This is a genomic window from uncultured Lawsonella sp., assembly GCF_947252745.1.
Lineage (GTDB): Bacteria > Actinomycetota > Actinomycetes > Mycobacteriales > Mycobacteriaceae > Lawsonella.
The window spans coordinates 74,087-93,684 of record NZ_CAMXWW010000005.1 but is presented as its reverse complement, the minus strand read 5'-3'; the positions used below and the strand labels follow the sequence as shown (position 1 = coordinate 93,684).

The window sequence follows — 19,598 nt, the reverse complement described above, 5'->3', positions numbered from 1 at the left end:
CTAAGTTAGGCAAACATTCATTTCGTCTAGGCCTTTTGTCGGCCTACCGCGTAAGCTATACGGGGATGAAAACGCGATCCTTTTCATTCTTCGTAATTCGTCTATAAGCATCTGCCCATATTGCAGAAACGAGGATTTATATCGTGAGCAATGTTCGCCGTCTCTTCACCAGTGAGTCGGTTACAGAGGGCCATCCCGATAAGCTCTGCGACGCTATTAGTGATTCGTTGCTGGACGCTTACCTGGAACAAGACCCTTACTCACATGTCGCCGTTGAATCCTTTGCTACCACCGGTCAGGTTCATATTGCCGGAGAGGTTCGTAGCAATGCCAGCGTCGATGTCGACGCAACCGTTCGTAAAGCCATCCTAGATGTCGGATACGACGATGTGGCAAAGGGCTTCGATGGGAACACCTGTGCCGTCAACATCTCTATTGGCCGCCAGTCGCAGGAGATTGCTGATGGTGTTGATGTCAGCCACGAAGTTCGCACAGAATCGGACGAGGATGAACTATCCCGCCAAGGTGCGGGCGACCAAGGCTTAATGTTTGGTTACGCGTGCACCGATACCCCCGAGCTTATGCCGCTGCCCATCGCACTGGCCCATCGGCTATCCCGCCGGTTGGCTGAAGAGCGTAAAACCCAGGAATTGCCCTGGCTTCGCCCTGATGGCAAGACGCAGGTTAGTATCGAGTATCACGGTCATCTGGCAGTTCGCCTTGACACCGTGATCATTTCGACCCAGCACGACGCCGGTATTGACCTGGAAAGTGAATTGGCTCCAGCTATCCACGATCGTGTGCTCAACCCGGTGCTGGATGACCTCACTAGCTCTGAACTCGACACGGATAATCCCCGCCTGCTGGTCAATCCCTCAGGCAGCTTTATTCTCGGTGGTCCTATGGGAGACGCCGGCTTGACTGGCCGCAAGATCATTGTTGACACCTATGGTGGTATGGCGCGCCACGGCGGCGGCGCATTCTCCGGAAAAGACCCGTCGAAGGTCGATCGATCTGCCGCTTACGCTATGCGTTGGGTAGCTAAGAACGCTGTTGCGGCTGGTCTTGCTGACCGCATCGAGGTGCAAGTCGCCTACGCTATTGGGAAAGCTGCCCCGGTGGGACTGTTTGTCGAAACGTTCGGGACCGAAAGGTGTGATCCGCTGCGCATTCAAGCTGCGATCGAAGAGGTTTTTGATCTGCGCCCCGGTGCTATTGTGCGCGATCTTGATCTTCTCCGTCCTATCTATCGGCAGACAGCAGCCTATGGACACTTTGGCCGTACCGATGTCGAATTGCCCTGGGAAAACACCGACCGTGCTGCTGACCTAGCGTCGCTTGCAGGTCTTACTGCCTAGCGCACAAACTTAGCGGGTGTGAAGCCCGTGTCGCGAAGACACGGGCTTCACACCTTTCTCTGGTAAGAATAAAGCATGGCCAGTTCCTTACGTTTAGCAGCGGATAATCCCGTTGCGCGGGTGCTCCCTTTGCTTGATGTGCCGCATTTGGATCGAGGCTTTGACTATTCTGTCCCCGTTGAGCTCGCGGATGATGCCCAGCCAGGGACACGGGTGCGAGTGATCTTCCATGGGCGCCAGGTTGATGGATACCTTCTTGAACGGCGCACAGATAGTGAGTACCCAGGCGAACTGACACCACTTCGAAGAGTAATCTCCCCACATCGGGTTCTTACTGGCTCGTTCCGAGAACTAGTGGAATGGACGGCGCGTCGCTATGCAGGCACCGTAGCGGACGTCATAAGGCTAGCTATCCCACCTCGTGTCTCCCGGATCGACAAAGAGGACCTCCCGACACCGCGAGCTGTTGATAGCACCACCAGTATCAATAGTGAACTTGGGCTTCCTAAAGAGTCTCAGAGAGCGTGGGCGCGGTACCGTTGGGGCACCAGCATGGTGGGAGCGCTTCCCTCCCAAAGAGTACGGGCAGCGTGGCAGCTGCTTCCCGATGAAGATCTCGCCGCACGAGTGTGCGATCTTATTCGGATTGCTCGGCGTGCTGGAGGGGCAGTTCTGGTGCTGGTACCGGATCAATACGATCTCGACCCTCTGCTGACGCATGTGCGAGATACTTTGGGTAGTGACGGAATTGTGGGGCTATCGGCCGCCTCCGGCCAAGCACCGCGTTATCGCACCTGGCTGCAGGCGCTGTACGGGGCGGTAGACGTCATCATTGGTACACGGGCAGCTGCTTTTAGCCCTTTACCGAACCTTCACACCGTGCTTCTTCTCGATGACGGCAATGAGATTTTCTCGGAACCACGAGCACCTTATCCACATCCACGGGACGTACTGGCCCACCGTGCAGAAGCTGAAGGTGCTAATTTTCTTGCGGCAGGATGGATGGTCAGCATCGCTATGAGCCAGCGTGTTGCTGACGGCTGGGCTCACTACCTTCAGCCAGAACGCACCGAACTAAAGGCTAGCTTGCCGCGTATTACTGCTCCTGGGGATTCGGACAAGGCGCTGGAGCAAGACCCTCTTGCTCGTGCAGCACGCATTCCCCACGCGGCATTCCGGGCCGTCAAAGCCTCTTTAGAGAGGGGAGAACCAGCCCTCTTCCAGGTTCCACGGCGAGGGTATATTCCCACATTGGTTTGTGGATATTGTCACGAGCCTGTCCGTTGTCGGCACTGCGGAGGCCCGTTAAGCCTCCCACATGGTCAAGGACGTGCAGACCACGCGCAGGTGCCTCTCTGCCGTTGGTGTGGAACTCCAGAACCGCGATTTGCCTGCCCACACTGCGGAAGCCATAAGTTGCGTGCAGCAACTATAGGGGCAGGGCGAACTGCTGAGGAACTGGGGCGCGCATTCCCCGGTTTTCCTATCATCCTTTCCTATGGCGATGAACGAAAGGAAACCATTCCTGCAGGTCCTGCAATTGTTGTCTCCACACCAGGTAGTGAGCCAGTCGCTCCAACTGGATACGGTGCACTGGTGATGCTAGATCCCTGGGCGTTGACCCAACGACCTGACCTGTCCGCAGAAGAGGATACCCTGCGGCTTTGGTGTAACGCGGTACGCCTCGTCCGCCCATTTACGCATGGTGGAGAGGCTATTGTCGCGGGCGATCCAGCACATCCGCTCATCCAAGGGCTGATCCGGTGGGACCCGTGTGGAGTCGCCGAGAGGCTTCGTCTCGAAAGAGAGAACGCTCAGCTACCACCTAGCCAGCATCTCATCGCTATTGATGGTGAATTTGCTGCAGTAAAAGAATGTGCCGCAGAAATCAATGATGAGGTACCGGTGACAACCCTAGGCCCTGTAGAGCTCCCCGTTTTCGCTGCGCTTCCGTCGGGGAATACTGATATCGATGGGGAACTCGTGCGGATACTACTCCGCGTGCGCCCGTCCCAATTCGCTGAATTGCTTGGAGCGGTGCGCAGAATTGTCCGGTATCGTTCGGCCCGCAACGGAGCCGTACCCGTCCGCATCCAAGTGGATCCTGTACATATTGGGTGATACCTGAGCTATGCAGCGTTTGGCTGCTGGAATGACTAGACTTGCTGGTAAAGAGCGACCGTGTGAAAGGATTTTTATGGCTGTTCTTCCCGTCCGGCTTTTCCCCGACCCCGTACTTCGCACACGTGCCGATGAGGTAACGGACTTCGACGGTGCCTTGGAGAAGCTGGTGGAAGATATGTTTGACACCATGCGTGCAGACAATGGCGTAGGTCTTGCTGCACCTCAAGTTGGTGTGTCCTTAAGACTCTTTGTCTTCGATTGTGGAGGCGGCGACGACGGCTACGTTGTTAACCCTGAGTGGGAGCCCATCGGGGAGGAGATGCAGTACGGCATGGAAGGATGCCTCTCTGTACCCGGTGTTTATGGCAATGTGGAACGATATAACCATGTGGTCGTACGGGGGCAGGACTGTCACGGGAATCCAGTGAAGTACGAAGGCACCGAGCTGATGGCTCGGTGTATTCAGCACGAGACGGACCACCTCAACGGCATCATGTTCATGAAACAACAGCGCGCTGAGGATCGAAAGCTTGCCATGGCGGAGATTCGCAACGCTCAGTGGTTCGGACAGCCCTCCGTGCTTCCACAGGGCTAACGTATCTCTTATTGTTTCGTGTCCCACCTATCGGGTCCCCTTCAGTCATTAAGAAAGGCGCTCAATGCGGCTGGTTTTCGCAGGAACTCCGGAAGCGGCGGTTCCATCATTGCAGGCTCTCTGCAACTCTCCTCACCATCACGTGGTAGCGGTTATTACCCAACCAGATGCCCCGTATGGTCGCGGCCGTAAGCTTCGTCCGTCTCCTGTGGCGTTATGCGCTGAAGAGCACGGGATTCCCATTCTCAAACCACACTCAGCGAGCGATGCCGATTTTCTCGCACAACTCGCTAGCCACCGGCCGGACTGCTGCCCGGTTGTCGCTTACGGTCAACTGCTCCGGCCAGCTGCCTTGGAGATCCCGCAGCACGGATGGGTTAATCTCCACTTTTCCCTATTACCCCAGTGGCGTGGTGCAGCACCCGTCCAATCTGCCATTGCGGCAGGTGATGAGATATCCGGTGCAACCACTTTCCGCCTCGATGAAGGGATGGATAGCGGCCCAATTTTTGGTACTGTTACCGAAACCATTCGCCCCACAGACACGAGCGCTACGCTGATGCAGCGGCTTGCCGAACAGGGCGCGCGTCTCCTTACTGACACCATGGACGGTATCGCAGATGGCTCTCTTACACCACTTCCACAACCACATGTCGGAGTGAGCTATACCTCAAAGATCTCTACCGAGGATGCCCGTATTCGTTGGGGACTTCCAACTCATCTTGTCGATCGACATATTCGAGCGATGACACCGACTCCTGGTGCATGGACCATGCTAGGGGAAACACGACTGAAGATCGGAGGCACCACCCCGCTCATTCCGGCGATTGCCCAGCAACCCGCCAATTCTGGAGCCGCTCTAGCCCCCGGTCAACTCTTCTTTACCGGCAAATATGTGCTTGTTGGAACTGCGACTGGCGCTATCCAACTAGCTACCATCCAGGCACCAGGAAAAAAGATGATGAACGCAGCAGACTGGGCGCGTGGTGCTCATTTGCGTGGAGACGAGGTTATGCAATGAGTGGTGGATTCCGATCCCGCTCCAAAACTGCGGCCCAACAGCAGAATGCACAACCTTCCCGAGTAACCGCTGAATCCACACCCAAGAAGCGGAGACAGCAGAAACGGAACAGTTACTCTGCACCGAAGCAGCGTCACGCTCACCGGCGTCGTGGTGCCGTAGTGAAAGATCCCGCACGGGAGACTGCACTCACCGTCATCCGCGCCGTGCGCGCGGATGGGGCGTACGCCAATATTATGCTTTCTCAGGAGCTACGGCATCGCCATCTAAATAAGCAGGATGCTGCCTTCGCAACGGAACTCGCCAACGGTACAGTACGGGCTCAAGGATTCCTCGACGCAATTATCGCGGAAGCTGCGCATCGCCCAGTTGAGGAAATTGATGGGGACCTTCTCGATGTCCTGCGCCTCGGCGCGTACCAGCTATTGCGTACGCGTGTTCCTCAGCACGCTGCTGTTTCCACTTCGACAGAGCTAGTCCGAGCTGAGCGTGGACAGGGGTCGGCGGGCTTCGTCAATGCTGTATTACGAACTATCTCGCGCAGCACCCCGGAGGAATGGGACGAACGCTGCTGCCCACAGGCTGCTCAGGACCCCCTTGGGGCGTTGGCGTACCGCACGGCCCATCCGCGTTGGATCGCGGAAGCGTTCGCGGGAGCATTGCGGGTTGATGAGGATTCCGCAGAACTTGCTGCTGCCCTTGCGGCGGATGACTCTCGCCCCATCGTTCACCTGGTGGCTCTGCCAGGAGAAGCTACAGCCGAGGAAGTCGCAGCAATGACGGGCGGCGACATCAGTCTACTGAGCCCCTATGCAGTTCATCTCATAGATGGTGGAGACCCTGGCCGGCTTGAAGTTGTCCGCGAAGGGCATGCCAGGGTGCAAGATGAGGGCTCGCAAATTGTGGCGCTGACGCTTCGCAAAGCTCCGCTCGACGGCGAGGACCAAGGGCGTTGGCTTGACCTTTGCGCAGGACCCGGGGGAAAGGCTGCACTTTTGGGTGCGGAGGCTGCAATCGCAGGTGCGACTGTAACCGCAGTGGAGCCTAGTCATCACCGGGCGAATCTAGTCCGGAACGCCTGCGAAGGCCGACCGGTTACAGTCGTGGAAGTTGACGGCCGTGACACTGGGCTGGAGGGTGGTTTCGACCGCATTCTGGTTGACGCACCGTGCTCGGGGCTCGGCTCGCTCCGCCGGCGACCGGAGTCACGCTGGCGCCGGCAGCCAAGTGATCTCGCTGATCTCACCCGTTTGCAGCGCGAACTGCTTATTAGTGCCTCCCATTTAGTGCGTCCCGGTGGAGTCATTGCCTACTCCACATGCTCCCCGCATCTACGGGAGACGGAGGCGGTGGTCCGAGATGTCTCAGTAGAAGCTGGTCTCGATATTCTCGACGCCACTGCGCTGTGGCCTGAATGGGCACAAAGTGAGGGAGCACAGCACGTCACTAGTGCCCCTTTCCTTCAGCTATGGCCGCACCGTCACGGGACTGATGCGATGTTCGTTTCGCTCCTCAAACGTCCGGTCTCACCTTCTGTGCAGAAGTAGGATTGACCTATGCAACGTGAACCGATTATTGCCCCGTCCATCCTCTCTGCTGATTTCGCGCATCTTGCTGATGATGTGGCTGCGATTGCTTCTGCAGATTGGGTGCATGTCGATGTTATGGACGGACACTTCGTTCCCAATCTATCGTTTGGTTTGCCGGTGATGAAGGCCGTCGGCAAGATCACAGAAATGCCCCTTGATGTCCATTTAATGATCGAGGATCCAGAGCGGTGGGCTCCTGACTATGCTAAGGCAGGAGCGTACTCCGTCACGTTCCACGTGGAGGCTTCTCCCGATCCTGCAGCACTGTGTCGTACGTTGCGGGAGATGGGGGCAAAAGCAGCGATCTCAGTAAAACCGGATACTCCGATCGAGCCCTACCTCGATATTTTGGATGACGTCGATATGGTTCTCATTATGAGTGTCGAACCTGGTTTCGGCGGCCAGTCCTTTATGCCGGAGGTTCTCGACAAAGCGCGAATTCTCCGCCAGGAAATCGATCGGCGGGGATTGTCCACGTTAATCGAGATTGACGGTGGTATTGCCACCGATACCATCGGGGTGTCCTACCAGGCTGGTGTGGATGCTTTTGTTGCGGGCTCAGCCGTCTACAATCAGGCGGATCGCGCTGCCGCCATTGCACAATTGCGAGAAGCAGCTGTCGCGTAAAGCGTTATGACCTCGTCTCCACAACTCCCAGAGACCGTCCTTTCGTACCTGGGGCAAGCAGCCAGCCCAGCAGAAGCCCTCCGGCTCGCTATCCGTGCCGCTGAGTGCGCACGTGGGTCGAGTACCCCGAACCCCCCTGTCGGCGCTGTTATCCTTGACGCAGAAGGCCATGTGCGCGGTATCGGATGTACGCAGCCGCCTGGTGGGCCCCATGCTGAAATCGAGGCTTTGCGGATGGCAGGCAAGGCGGCACGTCGTGGGACCGCTGTCGTCACCCTCGAACCCTGTAATAGTTGGGGGAGGACGGGCCCTTGTTCACATGCCTTGGCGGAAGCAGGAATAGCGGCACTACATTACGCCTTTCCAGATACCACCTCGTTTGGGGGCGGCGCGCACTACCTCGAAGCACGTGGAGTGACTTGTACGCAATTCGACGGCACCCAACGTGCCGAGGTTCGGCAAGGCGGTCTGGGGGCATGGCTTCATAAACAAGAGACGGGCCGTCCACGCGTCACCGTTAAAATGGCTGCTACTCTTGATGGTTTTTCGGCTGCGATTGATGGTACGAGCCAGTGGATTACTGGTGAAGAAGCCCGTGCTGACGCGCATCTTGAGCGGGCACGAGTAGATGCGATCGTCGTCGGAACGGGTACCTTTGCGGTAGATAATCCCGCGTTGACAGCTCGTAACCCGCACGGCGACCTCTTTCCCCATCAACCGCATCGCTACGTCATTGGTACCAGTGCCATTGCCGGCGAGATTGAGCGCATGCAAGCATCAGGAATTCCTAATTGTGTTATCCCCGAGGGGTATGCGGCGGCGCCTTTGACGCATCTTTGCACCAGAAAGTGGGAGGACGTACTGGCCTACTTTGCTGGCACCGACTATCAAGACGTCTTGGTGGAAGGTGGCCCCCGGTTGGTGGGAGATCTACTGGCCCGGGGTTATGCTGATCGAGTATTGATGTACACTGCCCCGATGATTCTCGGGCAGGGACTCTCTGCTGCTCATAGCTCACTTATTGACACTTTGCCGAACGCACAGCGCTTTCAGTTTGTAAGTTGTGAGAGAGTAGGAGCAGACCTCAAACTCGTTTTGGAGAGGAAGCTCTAGTGTTTACTGGCATCGTTGAAGAACGTGGAGTCTTCGCCGACGCAGTGGAATGTGGCACGCCGGACAGCCCCCTACAGCGTGTCACTGTCGAGTGTTCTACTGTCATGGATGGAACTGACCAGGGCGACTCCATTGCAGTCAACGGTGTTTGTCTCACTGTCGTTGACATTCTTCACAACGGGTTCACCGCTGATGTCATGCACGAAACGCTCCGTCTTACCACGCTGGGGACTCTCACCCCTGGAAGCGTCGTGAATCTCGAACGTGCTATCGCAGTGGGAGAACGACTTGGTGGCCACATGGTTCAGGGTCATGTGGATACCACCGCACCTATCTCCTCCATCAGCTCAGAGCACGTTGTTAGAATCTCCCTTCACCCTGACATCCTTCGCTTTGTTGCATATAAAGGCTCCATCACGCTTAATGGTGTTTCCCTCACTGTTTCTGCGGTAGGGGATAGCTGGGCAGAGGTTTCCCTTATCCCGGAAACTCTTGCTCGAACCACCTTTGGGGATGCACAGGTGGGAGACCTAGTAAACGTGGAGGTCGACGCGATCGCCAAATATGTCGATCATCTCCTTACTCCCTATAAGTAAGAGATCTGTCACCATCCCAGTTCTCTAGTTCGTGCCTTGATGGGCCATACTAGACACGTCACCACCACAGAACGAGAGCGAAATCGTGAGCCTTTTCGAGAGCATCGAAACTGCTATTGAAGAATTCCGACAAGGTCGTCCCGTTGTTGTCGTCGACGATGACAACCGTGAAAACGAAGGCGACCTTATTTTCCCTGCTGCTGCGGCTACTCCCGAGCTGCTTGCCTTTATGATCCGCTACACCTCGGGATATATCTGTGTCGGTATGGATGCCAGCATCTGCGATCGTTTGGCTCTCCCCATTATGTGGGAGAAGAGTGAAGATCGTCGCCTCACTGCCTACACAGTGTCCGTGGATGCAGCAGAAGGAACCACAACTGGAATCTCTGCCCATGATCGAGCCCTCACCATCAAGAAACTCGGTGATCCCGCGGCTGTTGCGAGCGACTTCCATCGACCTGGCCATGTTTTGCCGCTTCGCGCCGTAGCAGGCGGCGTATTTAACCGAGTAGGACACACTGAGGCAGGGTCTGATCTCGCTCGGCTCGCCGGCTATGAGCCAGTAGCGGCACTATGTGAAATCGTGTCAGAAAAAGACCCGACGACGATGGCGAGGCGAGAAGAACTGCGTGAATGGTGCGACCACCATAAGATCGCGATGATTTCCATCGCTGATTTGGTGGAGTGGCGACGGGTTCATGATCCAGTACAGTAGCAAGTACGATGAGGACGTCCCCCGACCCCAAGGAGCGCACCACCCGTGATCGAATTCGACAGTATTGAGCAGGCCATCGCCGACTTCGGCGCCGGCCGGCCGGTTGTCGTCGTCGACGATGAGAATCGTGAAAACGAAGGCGACCTGATTTTTGCTGCCGAAAAGGCGACACCGCAGCTCCTTGCTTTTATGATTCGCTATACCTCCGGCTACATCTGTGTCGGGATGGATGGTGAGCTGTGCGATCGTCTACACCTGCCAGCAATGGTGGCGCACAGTGAAGACCCCCGAAAGACCGCTTACACCATCACTGTAGATGCGGCACAAGGAACGACTACCGGGATCTCTGCTGCAGACCGTGCTCTGACTATTCGCACCTTGGCTGATCCTGCGTCGGGTCCCGCTAGCCTTAACCGGCCTGGGCATGTTTTGCCTCTCCGCGCTGTTTCTGGTGGGGTACTGATGCGGGCCGGGCACACTGAAGCTTCGGTTGACCTTGCCCGTTTAGCAGACTTGTCTCCTGCAGGTGCACTGTGTGAGATCGTCTCCGAGAAAGATCCCACCACCATGGCACGGGCCGTAGAGCTGCGTGAATGGTCTCGGGCACAGGGGCTGTCGATGATCTCCATAAAGGACCTGATCCAGTGGCGGCGCCAACACGAGAAGCTGATAGAACGAGTCACTGATGCAAGTCTCCCAACGAATTACGGAAACTTCCGAATTATCGGCTACCGGTCTTTAATTGACGGCCAGGAACATGTCGCGATCGTCAAAGGTGACGTTTCCGCCAACGACGGGCGAGACGTATTGGTACGGGTACATTCGGAGTGTCTTACCGGCGATGTTTTCGGATCTCGACGCTGCGATTGCGGGCCCCAACTTCACCGTTCCCTTGAGATGATTGATGCAGAGGGCCGCGGCATTGTTCTTTATCTCCGCGGTCATGAAGGTCGCGGAATTGGCCTTTTGAACAAGCTGCGTGCATACCATTTGCAGGATGAGGGCGAAGATACTGTTGACGCGAATCTCAAGTTGGGATTGCCTGCAGACGCACGTGAATACGCGTCGGCGGCGCAGATTCTTTATGATCTCGGTGTACGCTCCATGCGTCTACTGACGAATAACCCCGACAAGCGTGAAGGCCTAGAAGGTTATGGAGTTGAGATCACTGGACGCGCTCATTTGCCGTTAGATGTCACCCCTGAGAACCTCACCTACTTGCGGACTAAGCGGGATCGGATGGGCCATGTCCTTGAGGATCTCGACGCGATTGTTGGTAGTGCATCAAGTGATGCGCAAAGCTCGGCGTGGATCGACCATGACCACACTCGCACAACTGATAGTGAAGACTCGCACCATCACTGTGGTGATAGCGACTGTGGGTGTTCCCACCATCAGCATTCCCATTAAGGTGCGTTCTTAGTAGTGGCGCCCTTGCGTGGGTGATTCGTCGCTTCCTTGGCTGTGCTGGGTAGGATGGGAGAGTATTTACGACCCCACTTGTGTATTCAAGGAGCAGATATGGCAGAAGCAGGCCGTCCAGGTATCTCCACTCTTGACGCCACTGGCATGCGTGTCGGTATCGTCGCCGCGCAGTGGAATCGCGACCTATGTGAGCAGATGCTTGCCCGAGCTCGGGAGGTGGCGGAACAGACCGGTGCTAGCGTTGATGTCGCTCGTGTCGCTGGATCAATTGAACTTCCCGTGGTAGCCCAGCAGTTCGCCCGCACCCATGATGCCGTGGTGGCAATTGGCGTTGTCATCCGTGGTGACACTGCCCATTTTGATTATGTGTGCCAATCTGTCACCGATGGCTTGACGCGTGTGGCGTTAGATGAAGCTACTCCGGTAGGAAACGCTGTGCTGACCGTGAACACCGTGGAACAGGCTCATGACCGTGCAGGTTATGCAGATTCAGTCGAGGATAAGGGTGGCGAAGCTACCTTTGCAGCGTTGGAAGTGGCCAGCGAGCTGAAGCGCCTTCGCCAGTTGGGATAGTGGGCATGGGGTGTCCCGCAGATTTTCGCCCTGCCCCTGGAACGATTCCCACCAAGCCTGGGGTCTATCGATTTCGCGATAGCTATGGGTGTGTCATCTATGTGGGAAAAGCAAAGAATCTCCGTAACCGGCTGAACTCCTACTTTGTCTCGGAGGAGAGTATTCGACCGCTTTCACGTCGAATGCTGAGCCAGGCTGCTAGTGTTGATTGGACTGTGGTGTCCAATGAGGGCGAGGCGCTGCAGCTGGAGTGGACGTGGATTCAGCACTTTTCGCCACGATTCAATATTCAGTTCCGGGACGATAAGTCTTATCCGCTACTCGCTATCTCCTCGGCAGATATTTATCCACGTGTATGGGTCTATCGGGGGGCCCGGCGGAAGAACGTACGCTACTTCGGTCCTTATGCAAAAGTCGGAGCGTTACGTGACACTCTAGATCAACTCACGAAGGTGTTTCCGGTTCGTACTTGCACGACTGGAGTGTTTAACCGACACAGCGCTTTAGGGCGCCCATGCCTGTTAGGCTACATTGGCAAGTGTTGTGCACCGTGTGTAGGGCAGGTTGATGTTGCCGACTATCAGGCACTGATAGCGCAGTTAGAGCGTTTCCTCAGCGGCCAAGACAAAGAAATTGTTCGCAGCTTAACCGCGGAAATGGACGAAGCTGCCGCTTCCCTCGATTTTGAAAAGGCAGCGCGTTTGCGTGACCACATTGCCGCTTTACACGCGGTATTGGAGAAGCAGACTGTAGTGATGCAGGAGACGCTAGATGCGGATGTTATTGGTGTGGCGTCTGATGAGATCGAAGCGTCTGTTCAACTTTTCCGTTTTCGACATGGCCGTATCGTTGGCCAACAGGGATGGGTGGTATCGAAAACAGGGGAGTCCGATCTGGGAGAGTGGGAGGATAATGTGTCCGATCCTGCTCTGCCTTACGTGGTGGAGAGTTTTCTTCCGCAGTTCTACAACACACATCCGGGTGACATTCCGCGCCTGATTCTTGTTCCGGTACTGCCTCCTCACACGGAAGAACTGACAGAGCAGTTGTCTACAATCCGAAATACTCGTGTGGAGATTCGCCAGCCTCAGCGGGGAGATCTCGTCCGCATTCTGGAGACGGTGACGGAGAACGCTGCGGAATCACTGCGCCAGCATAAGTTAAAACGTGCATCCGATCTGACGTCTCGCTCATTGGCGATAGAAGAACTCCAGACTTATCTAGGCCTCCCGCAGCCACCGCTGCGTATTGAATGTACTGATATTAGCCATATTCAGGGCACCAATGTCGTGGCATCCTTGGTGGTGTTCGAAGACGGGTTACCGCGAAAGTCTGATTACCGCACCTATCTCATCAAAGAGGCAGCCGGTGATGGGCAGTCAAATGATGTGGGCTCCATCGCGGAGGTTACACTGCGGCGTTTCAAGCATTATCGAGAGGATGCGCGCGCTGTTCCGGATAGTGAGGGAAGCGTTACGGATGTATCTAGACGGCGCAGCGTTTATCCGCCTCAGCTGTTTGTCGTGGACGGTGGTTCTCCGCAGGCCGCTGCAGCTGCTGAAGTTCTTAAAGAGCTTGGTATTACGGATGTTCCCGTCGTTGGTCTAGCAAAGCGCCTCGAGGAGGTGTGGATACCGGGGGAGAAGGATCCTCTTATCTTGCCCCGTGAATCTGAAGCACTCTATTTGTTACAGCGAATACGCGATGAATCCCACCGCACAGCTATTAGCTTTCACCGGAAGCGACGCTCGAAGGACATGGTGGCCTCCGAGCTGGAGGGGATTGATGGGGTTGGCCCCGCTCTGCACCAAGCGTTGATGGACCATTTTGGGACGATGAAGAAGCTGCGGGAGGCCAATGCTGACGAGATCGCGACAGTCCCGGGTTTCGGTCGACAGCGGGCTGAGAAGGTTTTTGCGGCTCTACACGCTTAAATCTGGCACACTATGAGGTGAAGTCGGCACTGCTCTCGGTGCCGTCGTCGTGGATCACTAGAGAGTGAGGCTCGCACTGTGTCTACTGACCCCTTAGAGATCGTTCTTATTACTGGCATGTCCGGTGCGGGACGTGGTACTGCTGCCCGGCTGCTGGAGGAGTTCGGCTGGTATGTCGTTGATAACCTGCCAATGGAGCTCATTGTTCGTACCGCTGAGATTACGCAGAACTCCAAGCGGGAGATTCGACGGTTAGCCATTGTCACTGACGTCCGCTCACAGAATTTTTCTGGCTCCCTCGACTTCGTTGTCCATGAGTTGCGCTCCCGCGGCTGGTCACCCCGTGTACTTTTCCTCGATGCGTCCGATGAGGTGCTTATTAGACGCTATAACCAATTGCGCAAGACCCATCCTTTGCAGGATAAGCGGCCCTTGGAGGAAGGCATTAAAGACGAGCGTGAGCTACTTGCCGACTTGAAGAACCATGCAGATCTCGTCGTGGATACCTCACGCTTAACCTCGACAAAGTTGCGTGAGCGATTGTCGGAGTTTCGTGCTTCAGGGGAGAAAGGACTTGACATTATTGTGGAGTCCTTCGGGTTTAAATATGGAATACCTCTTGATGCTGATTTCGTGATTGATATGCGTTTTCTTCCTAACCCGTACTGGGTGCCAGCATTGCGACCACACTCTGGAATGGATGCGGACGTGGCTGAGTATGTACTCGATAATGATGTTGCGGAGAGGTTTATCGAGAGCTTTGCTCACATGATTACTTTGGCGACACCTGGTTATCGCGCTGAGGGCAAGGCTTATGTGCTGTTGGGTGTGGGGTGCACTGGCGGGAAGCATCGGTCTGTTGCGACTACTATGGAGCTGGCTCGCCGCCTTGGAGAGGCCATTCCAGACGCTAATGTAACAGCAGTGCATCGCGACTTGGGCCGTGAGTAATGTATCAGTGGGCAGAAGTGCCTGGTAGGGAAGAAGGTGTTGTTGTGTCGTTGACGGCAGCGGTAAAGGAGGAATTGACCAAGGTTGCAGTTCCGCGACGCACTCCGCTTATTGCAGAATTAGCGACGTTGCTGCGTTTCGTCGGCACACTTCATCAGCACGGGGCCCGTCTGGCCTTGGAGGCGGAAGTCGATACGGAGGCCATTGCGCGTCGGGTCGTCGCAGGCATCGATCATCTATACCACTTTCCAATGGAGCTCAATATACTGGGGTCGGGGGCTAACAGTCCCCACCGTTATCTTCTGCGGTTGGATCCGCATGGTGGTGATCTTGCCCGACTGTTGGGGCTGTTGGACCGTCGTGGGGTAGCAGTGCGGGGACTTCCCGCCGCAGTGGTCGCTGGTTCCGTTGAAGATGCGGCTGCTGCGTGGCGGGGTGCCTTTTTGGCGCATGGCTCGCTGACAGAGCCAGGTCGTTCCTGTTCTCTAGAGGTGACGTGTCCCTGTCCTGAGGCGGCGCTGGCTATGGTGGGCGCAGCTCGTCGGCTGGGTATTAACGCGAAGTCGCGCGAGGTGAGGGGGACTGATCGCGTGGTCATTCGTGATGCCGAGCAGATTGGGGAGATGCTGCGGGTCATTGGGGCTCCTGAGACGCGTGCCGTGTGGGAAGACCAGCGGAAACGCCGTGAGGTTCGGGCGACGGCTAATCGTCTGGCAAACTTCGATGACGCTAACTTGCGACGGTCAGCACGGGCAGCGGTAGCCTCCGCAGCGCGGGTGGAGCGGGCAATCGAAATTCTGGGTGACGATATTCCAGACCATTTGTTAGCAGCTGGCATGCTGCGGCTTGATCATCGACAAGCATCCTTAGAAGAATTAGGGCGTTTGGCTGAACCACCGATGACGAAGGATGCAATAGCTGGGCGTATCCGGCGTTTGCTGTCGTTGGCAGATCGTCGGGCGGAGGAATTAGGGGTACCAGATACGGAGACGGCGGCGGCAGCGCGCAACCCTGAGTTACTTGATATGTAATTGCTGAGAGTTACACATAATCAATGTAATTGGCTTTCAGATTTTGTTTTTTACGGGGAATCTCTAGCAAAATTTGCGAACGTGACGCAACAGTTGCCATACTAGTTTGTGTGTTTTTAATCACACATACTTCCAGGCGACCTGGGAATATGGTGTTTTCAAATCTCACAAAAGTGCGATTCGGAAGGTAAGCCACTATTCTTAGAGGCGCTGGTGATTGAAAAACATCGCCCAAACAGAACATCTATTTAAGGAGCTTAATGTGACGGTGCGAGTAGGCATCAACGGCTTTGGCCGCATTGGCCGCAACTTCTTCCGCGCAGTGGAAGCACAGCGCGCTCAGGGTAATACCGACATCGAAATCGTGGCCGTGAATGACCTCACCACCAACGAGGTTCTCGCTCACCTTCTCAAGTACGACTCCATCCTGGGTCGCCTCGACAAGGAAGTTTCCCACGACGACGAGTACCTCTACGTTGGCGACGCGAAGATCCGCGCTCTTTCTATCAAGGAAGGCCCCGCTGCTCTTCCTTGGGGCGATCTCGATGTTGATATCGTTGTCGAGTCCACCGGTATCTTCACTGATGCCAACAAGGCTCGCGGCCACATTGAAGCTGGCGCCAAGAAGGTCGTCATCTCTGCACCTGCTAAGAACGAAGATGCCACCATCGTCATGGGCGTCAACGATGCAGAGTACGACGGCTCTCAGGACGTCATCTCCAACGCTTCCTGCACCACTAACTGCCTGGCTCCGGTTGCCAAGGTTCTCGATGAAGAGTTTGGCATCGTGAAGGGCCTCATGACCACCGTCCACGCCTACACCCAGGATCAGAACCTCCAGGACGGCCCGCACCGCGATATGCGTCGTGCCCGCGCCGCCTGCCTGAACATGGTTCCTACCACCACTGGTGCTGCCCGCGCCGTGGCGCTCGTCCTCCCGCAGCTCAAGGGACGTCTTGATGGCTTCGCCATCCGCGTTCCGCTGCCCTCCGGCTCCATCACCGACCTCACCGCCATCCTGAGCCGCGAGGTTACCGTTGACGAAGTCAACGCTGCTGTGAAGAAGGCAGCCGAAGGCGAACTCAAGGGTATCCTTGGTTACACCGAAGATCCCTACGTTTCCTCCGACATCCAGGGCGACGCTCACTCTTCCATCTTTGACGCTGGTCTGACCCGTGTTAATGGTGAGCTCGTCAAGATCGGTGCCTGGTACGACAACGAGTGGGGCTACTCCAACCGCCTCGCCAACCTTGTCGACCTCGTTGCCACCAAGCTCTAAACTGGTAAGAGCGTAGGCCATCGAAACTCCCCACCGTGGTCGTGATTCGATGACGATGTAGACTCCGAGCCTGGCCTATCCTGTGATAGGCCAGGCTCGTTGCATACCTAGCCCTTGACGCTGAAATCAAGGACAATAGAAGCGGAGAGGGCTCCTTCCCGAGCCCCTCTCCAATCGCATTCCGTGTAGCACTTCTACACACGCACATCATTGGAGAATAAAGTTATGGCAGTCCAAACTCTGGACGATCTTCTGGCTGAGGGCGTTGCCGGCCGTACCGTACTCGTTCGTTCTGACCTCAACGTTCCTCTCAAGGACGGAGTGATTACCGACCCGGGTCGCATTACCGCCTCCCTTCCCACTCTCAAAGCTCTTCTTGGCGGAGGCGCTCGCGTAATCGTCTCCGCTCATCTCGGTCGCCCCAAGGGTGAACCGAACCCTGCTTACTCCCTTGCACCCGTCGCCGAAGAACTCAGCAACCAGCTTGGCCAGTTCGTTCAGATCGCCGAGGACGTTACCGGCCCCGATGCCGTCGAGCGCGCTCGTGGTCTTAACGACGGTGATATTTTGCTGCTCCAGAATGTCCGCTACGACGCTCGCGAAACCTCCAAGGACGAAGCAGAACGCCAGTCGCTCGCTGCCGAATACAAGGCCCTCACCGGTGATAATGGTGCTTTTGTCTCTGATGGCTTCGGCGTCGTCCACCGCAAGCAGGCTTCTGTTTATGACATCGCTAAGCTGCTTCCCGCATACGCTGGCAAGCTCGTTGAACATGAGGCAACCACCCTTTCTCAACTGGTGGAAAACCCGGCTCGCCCTTACGCTGTGGTGCTTGGTGGTTCGAAGGTTTCCGACAAACTTGGTGTAATCGAATCGCTGGCCCCAAAGGCTGACACCCTCGTCATCGGTGGTGGTATGTGCTTCACCTTCCTGAAGGCTCAGGGCTACGAGGTCGGCACCTCGCTCCTCGAAGAAGACATGGTAGACACCTGCAAGGAACTTCTCGAGAAGTACGGCGATGTCATCGCCCTGCCTGTCGATATTGTCGTTGCCGATAAGTTCGACAAGGACGCCGATTCCAAGACTGTTGCAGCTGACGAGATTCCCGACGGCTGGATGGGTCTCGATGTTGGTTCCAAGTCTGTTGAAAAATTTGCCGGACGTCTTGCCGAAGCCAAGTCCATCTTCTGGAATGGTCCTGCCGGCGTCTTCGAATTCGAGAAGTTCTCCAGCGGTACTCGTGGCATTGCCGAAGCAATTATCGCTGCCACCGCAAATGGTGCTTTCTCTGTTGTTGGTGGTGGCGACTCTGCTGCGGCAGTTCGCACCCTCGGCCTTGATGAAGATGGCTTCTCGCACATCTCCACCGGTGGTGGCGCTTCCCTCGAACTGCTCGAGGGTAAGGACCTGCCCGGTATCGCCGTTCTTCAAAAGTAACGTCTTCGCTCTATCTAAGGAGAAAACTCATGGCTCGCAAGCCGCTTATCGCCGGTAACTGGAAGATGAACCTCAACCACCTTGAGGCCATTGCCCTCGTCCAGAAGCTGTCCTTCGCTCTTCCCGACAAGTACACCGAAAGTGTCGATGTCGCCGTTATTCCTCCCTTCACCGACATCCGCTCCGTGCAGAATGTTGTCGAGGGTGACAAGCTGGCTCTCGCCTATGGCGCACAGGACGTTTCTACCCATGAATCCGGTGCTTACACTGGTGAGATCGCCCCCTCCATGCTGGAAAAGCTGGGCTGCACCTATGTCGTGATTGGCCACTCCGAACGTCGTGAGTACCACGCCGAGAGCGATGCTGACGTTGCTGCCAAGGCTAAGATTACTATCGCTCACAACATGCAGCCCATCGTCTGCGTTGGCGAGGCTCTGGAGATCCGCGAGCAGGGAACCCATGTTGAGTTCGTCACCACTCAGACCAAGGCGTCCCTTGCTGGCCTGAGCCGCGAGGAACTCGCCAAGGTTATTATCGCCTACGAGCCCATCTGGGCTATTGGTACCGGCAAGGTGGCTTCTGCTGCTGACGCACAGGAAGTCTGCTCTGCAATCCGCAAGACCATTGCCGACATTGCTGATCAGGAACTGGCTGACTCCATGCGTATCCTCTACGGTGGCTCCATGAACGCCGGAAATGTCGCCGAGCTTGTTGCGGAAGAGGATGTCGATGGCGGCCTCGTCGGTGGTGCCTCCTTGAAGGCTGACGAGTTTGCCAAGCTGTGCGCACTTGCTGCTTCCTCTGCTGCCTAAAGATTCTCTGCTGTTAACTGCAGAGGGGGAGGGGCATGCACTCGCTTGAGTGCTGCTCCTCCCCTTCCGATATCCACCGGTAGCATGCGTGCCGTCTTCGTCTCTCTGCCTGTTTAACGGTATACTAGCGAAGTCTGCATTTAACTTACGAAGGACGCCATGAAGATCTTCCTACTTGTACTCGCAATCGTGAGCAGCTTAGTTCTGATGCTGCTGGTACTTCTCCATCGCGGTAAGGGCGGAGGTTTGTCCTCACTGTTCGGTGGTGGCGTCCAATCAAGCCTCTCCGGTTCTAGCGTGGTGGAGAAGAACCTCGATCGTCTTACCATTATCTTTGCGATGATTTGGCTAATCTCCATTATCGCGATGGGTGTCGTCATCCGCCTCGGAGTCTAGTAGGGGTAAGCATCCTGCTGTA

Annotated in this window: 18 protein-coding genes; all 18 read left to right on the top strand. The window is 56.1% G+C overall.

The genetic code is table 11. The annotated features are described in order from the left end of the window. Positions 1–140 precede the first annotated feature (140 nt). The 18 genes from metK to secG all read left to right on the top strand — a co-directional run bounded on the left by metK (position 141) and on the right by secG (position 19,576). Positions 141–1,358, top strand: a complete 1,218-nt coding sequence (metK, locus tag Q0X28_RS06005) for a methionine adenosyltransferase (protein WP_298577107.1) — start codon at positions 141–143, stop codon at positions 1,356–1,358. Positions 1,359–1,433: 75 nt separating this feature from the next. Then, positions 1,434–3,479 (top strand): primosomal protein N', encoded by a 2,046-nt coding sequence (locus tag Q0X28_RS06000; RefSeq protein WP_298577081.1) that lies wholly within the window; start codon positions 1,434–1,436, stop codon positions 3,477–3,479. Positions 3,480–3,555: 76 nt separating this feature from the next. Beyond that, on the top strand, positions 3,556–4,077 hold the full coding sequence (def, locus tag Q0X28_RS05995; protein ID WP_296238235.1) for a peptide deformylase: 522 nt from the start codon (positions 3,556–3,558) through the stop codon (positions 4,075–4,077). 64 nt (positions 4,078–4,141) lie between these two features. Continuing rightward, entirely contained in the window at positions 4,142–5,098 is a 957-nt protein-coding gene (gene fmt / locus Q0X28_RS05990; RefSeq protein WP_296238237.1) for a methionyl-tRNA formyltransferase, read from the top strand. After that, positions 5,095–6,645: an RsmB/NOP family class I SAM-dependent RNA methyltransferase gene (locus Q0X28_RS05985; protein ID WP_298577079.1), complete on the top strand. Its 1,551-nt coding sequence runs from the start codon at positions 5,095–5,097 to the stop codon at positions 6,643–6,645. Before fmt ends, Q0X28_RS05985 begins: the two co-directional genes overlap by 4 nt. 9 nt (positions 6,646–6,654) lie before the next feature. After that, the gene (gene rpe, locus Q0X28_RS05980) at positions 6,655–7,314 is read left to right on the top strand and encodes a ribulose-phosphate 3-epimerase (protein ID WP_296238242.1); all 660 of its coding nucleotides are present in this window, start codon (positions 6,655–6,657) and stop codon (positions 7,312–7,314) included. Between the two features lie 6 nt (positions 7,315–7,320). Further along, complete coding sequence (ribD, locus tag Q0X28_RS05975) at positions 7,321–8,427, top strand: bifunctional diaminohydroxyphosphoribosylaminopyrimidine deaminase/5-amino-6-(5-phosphoribosylamino)uracil reductase RibD (protein WP_296238245.1); 1,107 nt, start codon at positions 7,321–7,323, stop codon at positions 8,425–8,427. After that, positions 8,427–9,023: a riboflavin synthase gene (locus Q0X28_RS05970; protein WP_296238247.1), complete on the top strand. Its 597-nt coding sequence runs from the start codon at positions 8,427–8,429 to the stop codon at positions 9,021–9,023. Before ribD ends, Q0X28_RS05970 begins: the two co-directional genes overlap by 1 nt. 85 nt (positions 9,024–9,108) lie before the next feature. After that, complete coding sequence (ribB, locus tag Q0X28_RS05965) at positions 9,109–9,738, top strand: 3,4-dihydroxy-2-butanone-4-phosphate synthase (protein WP_296238249.1); 630 nt, start codon at positions 9,109–9,111, stop codon at positions 9,736–9,738. Positions 9,739–9,783: 45 nt separating this feature from the next. Continuing rightward, positions 9,784–11,148, top strand: coding sequence for a bifunctional 3,4-dihydroxy-2-butanone-4-phosphate synthase/GTP cyclohydrolase II (locus Q0X28_RS05960; protein ID WP_298577076.1), 1,365 nt, complete (start codon positions 9,784–9,786; stop codon positions 11,146–11,148). A 111-nt stretch (positions 11,149–11,259) separates the two neighbouring features. Then, positions 11,260–11,736 (top strand): 6,7-dimethyl-8-ribityllumazine synthase, encoded by a 477-nt coding sequence (gene ribH, locus Q0X28_RS05955; RefSeq protein WP_296238254.1) that lies wholly within the window; start codon positions 11,260–11,262, stop codon positions 11,734–11,736. A 5-nt stretch (positions 11,737–11,741) separates the two neighbouring features. Further along, entirely contained in the window at positions 11,742–13,670 is a 1,929-nt protein-coding gene (gene uvrC, locus Q0X28_RS05950; protein WP_298577073.1) for an excinuclease ABC subunit UvrC, read from the top strand. Between the two features lie 78 nt (positions 13,671–13,748). Further along, positions 13,749–14,621: an RNase adapter RapZ gene (gene rapZ, locus Q0X28_RS05945; RefSeq protein WP_296238258.1), complete on the top strand. Its 873-nt coding sequence runs from the start codon at positions 13,749–13,751 to the stop codon at positions 14,619–14,621. 44 nt (positions 14,622–14,665) lie between these two features. After that, positions 14,666–15,652, top strand: coding sequence for a DNA-binding protein WhiA (gene whiA / locus Q0X28_RS05940; protein WP_296238259.1), 987 nt, complete (start codon positions 14,666–14,668; stop codon positions 15,650–15,652). A gap of 262 nt (positions 15,653–15,914) precedes the next feature. Then, the gene (gene gap / locus Q0X28_RS05935) at positions 15,915–16,931 is read left to right on the top strand and encodes a type I glyceraldehyde-3-phosphate dehydrogenase (RefSeq protein WP_296238261.1); all 1,017 of its coding nucleotides are present in this window, start codon (positions 15,915–15,917) and stop codon (positions 16,929–16,931) included. 225 nt (positions 16,932–17,156) lie between these two features. Continuing rightward, positions 17,157–18,368 carry a phosphoglycerate kinase gene (gene pgk / locus Q0X28_RS05930; RefSeq protein ID WP_298577070.1) on the top strand — a complete coding sequence of 404 codons (1,212 nt, stop codon included), beginning with the start codon at positions 17,157–17,159 and terminating at the stop codon, positions 18,366–18,368. A 29-nt stretch (positions 18,369–18,397) separates the two neighbouring features. Then, the gene (gene tpiA / locus Q0X28_RS05925) at positions 18,398–19,180 is read left to right on the top strand and encodes a triose-phosphate isomerase (protein WP_298577068.1); all 783 of its coding nucleotides are present in this window, start codon (positions 18,398–18,400) and stop codon (positions 19,178–19,180) included. A 159-nt stretch (positions 19,181–19,339) separates the two neighbouring features. Further along, on the top strand, positions 19,340–19,576 hold the full coding sequence (gene secG, locus Q0X28_RS05920) for a preprotein translocase subunit SecG (protein ID WP_053961310.1): 237 nt from the start codon (positions 19,340–19,342) through the stop codon (positions 19,574–19,576). The last annotated feature ends 22 nt before the right edge of the window (positions 19,577–19,598 follow it).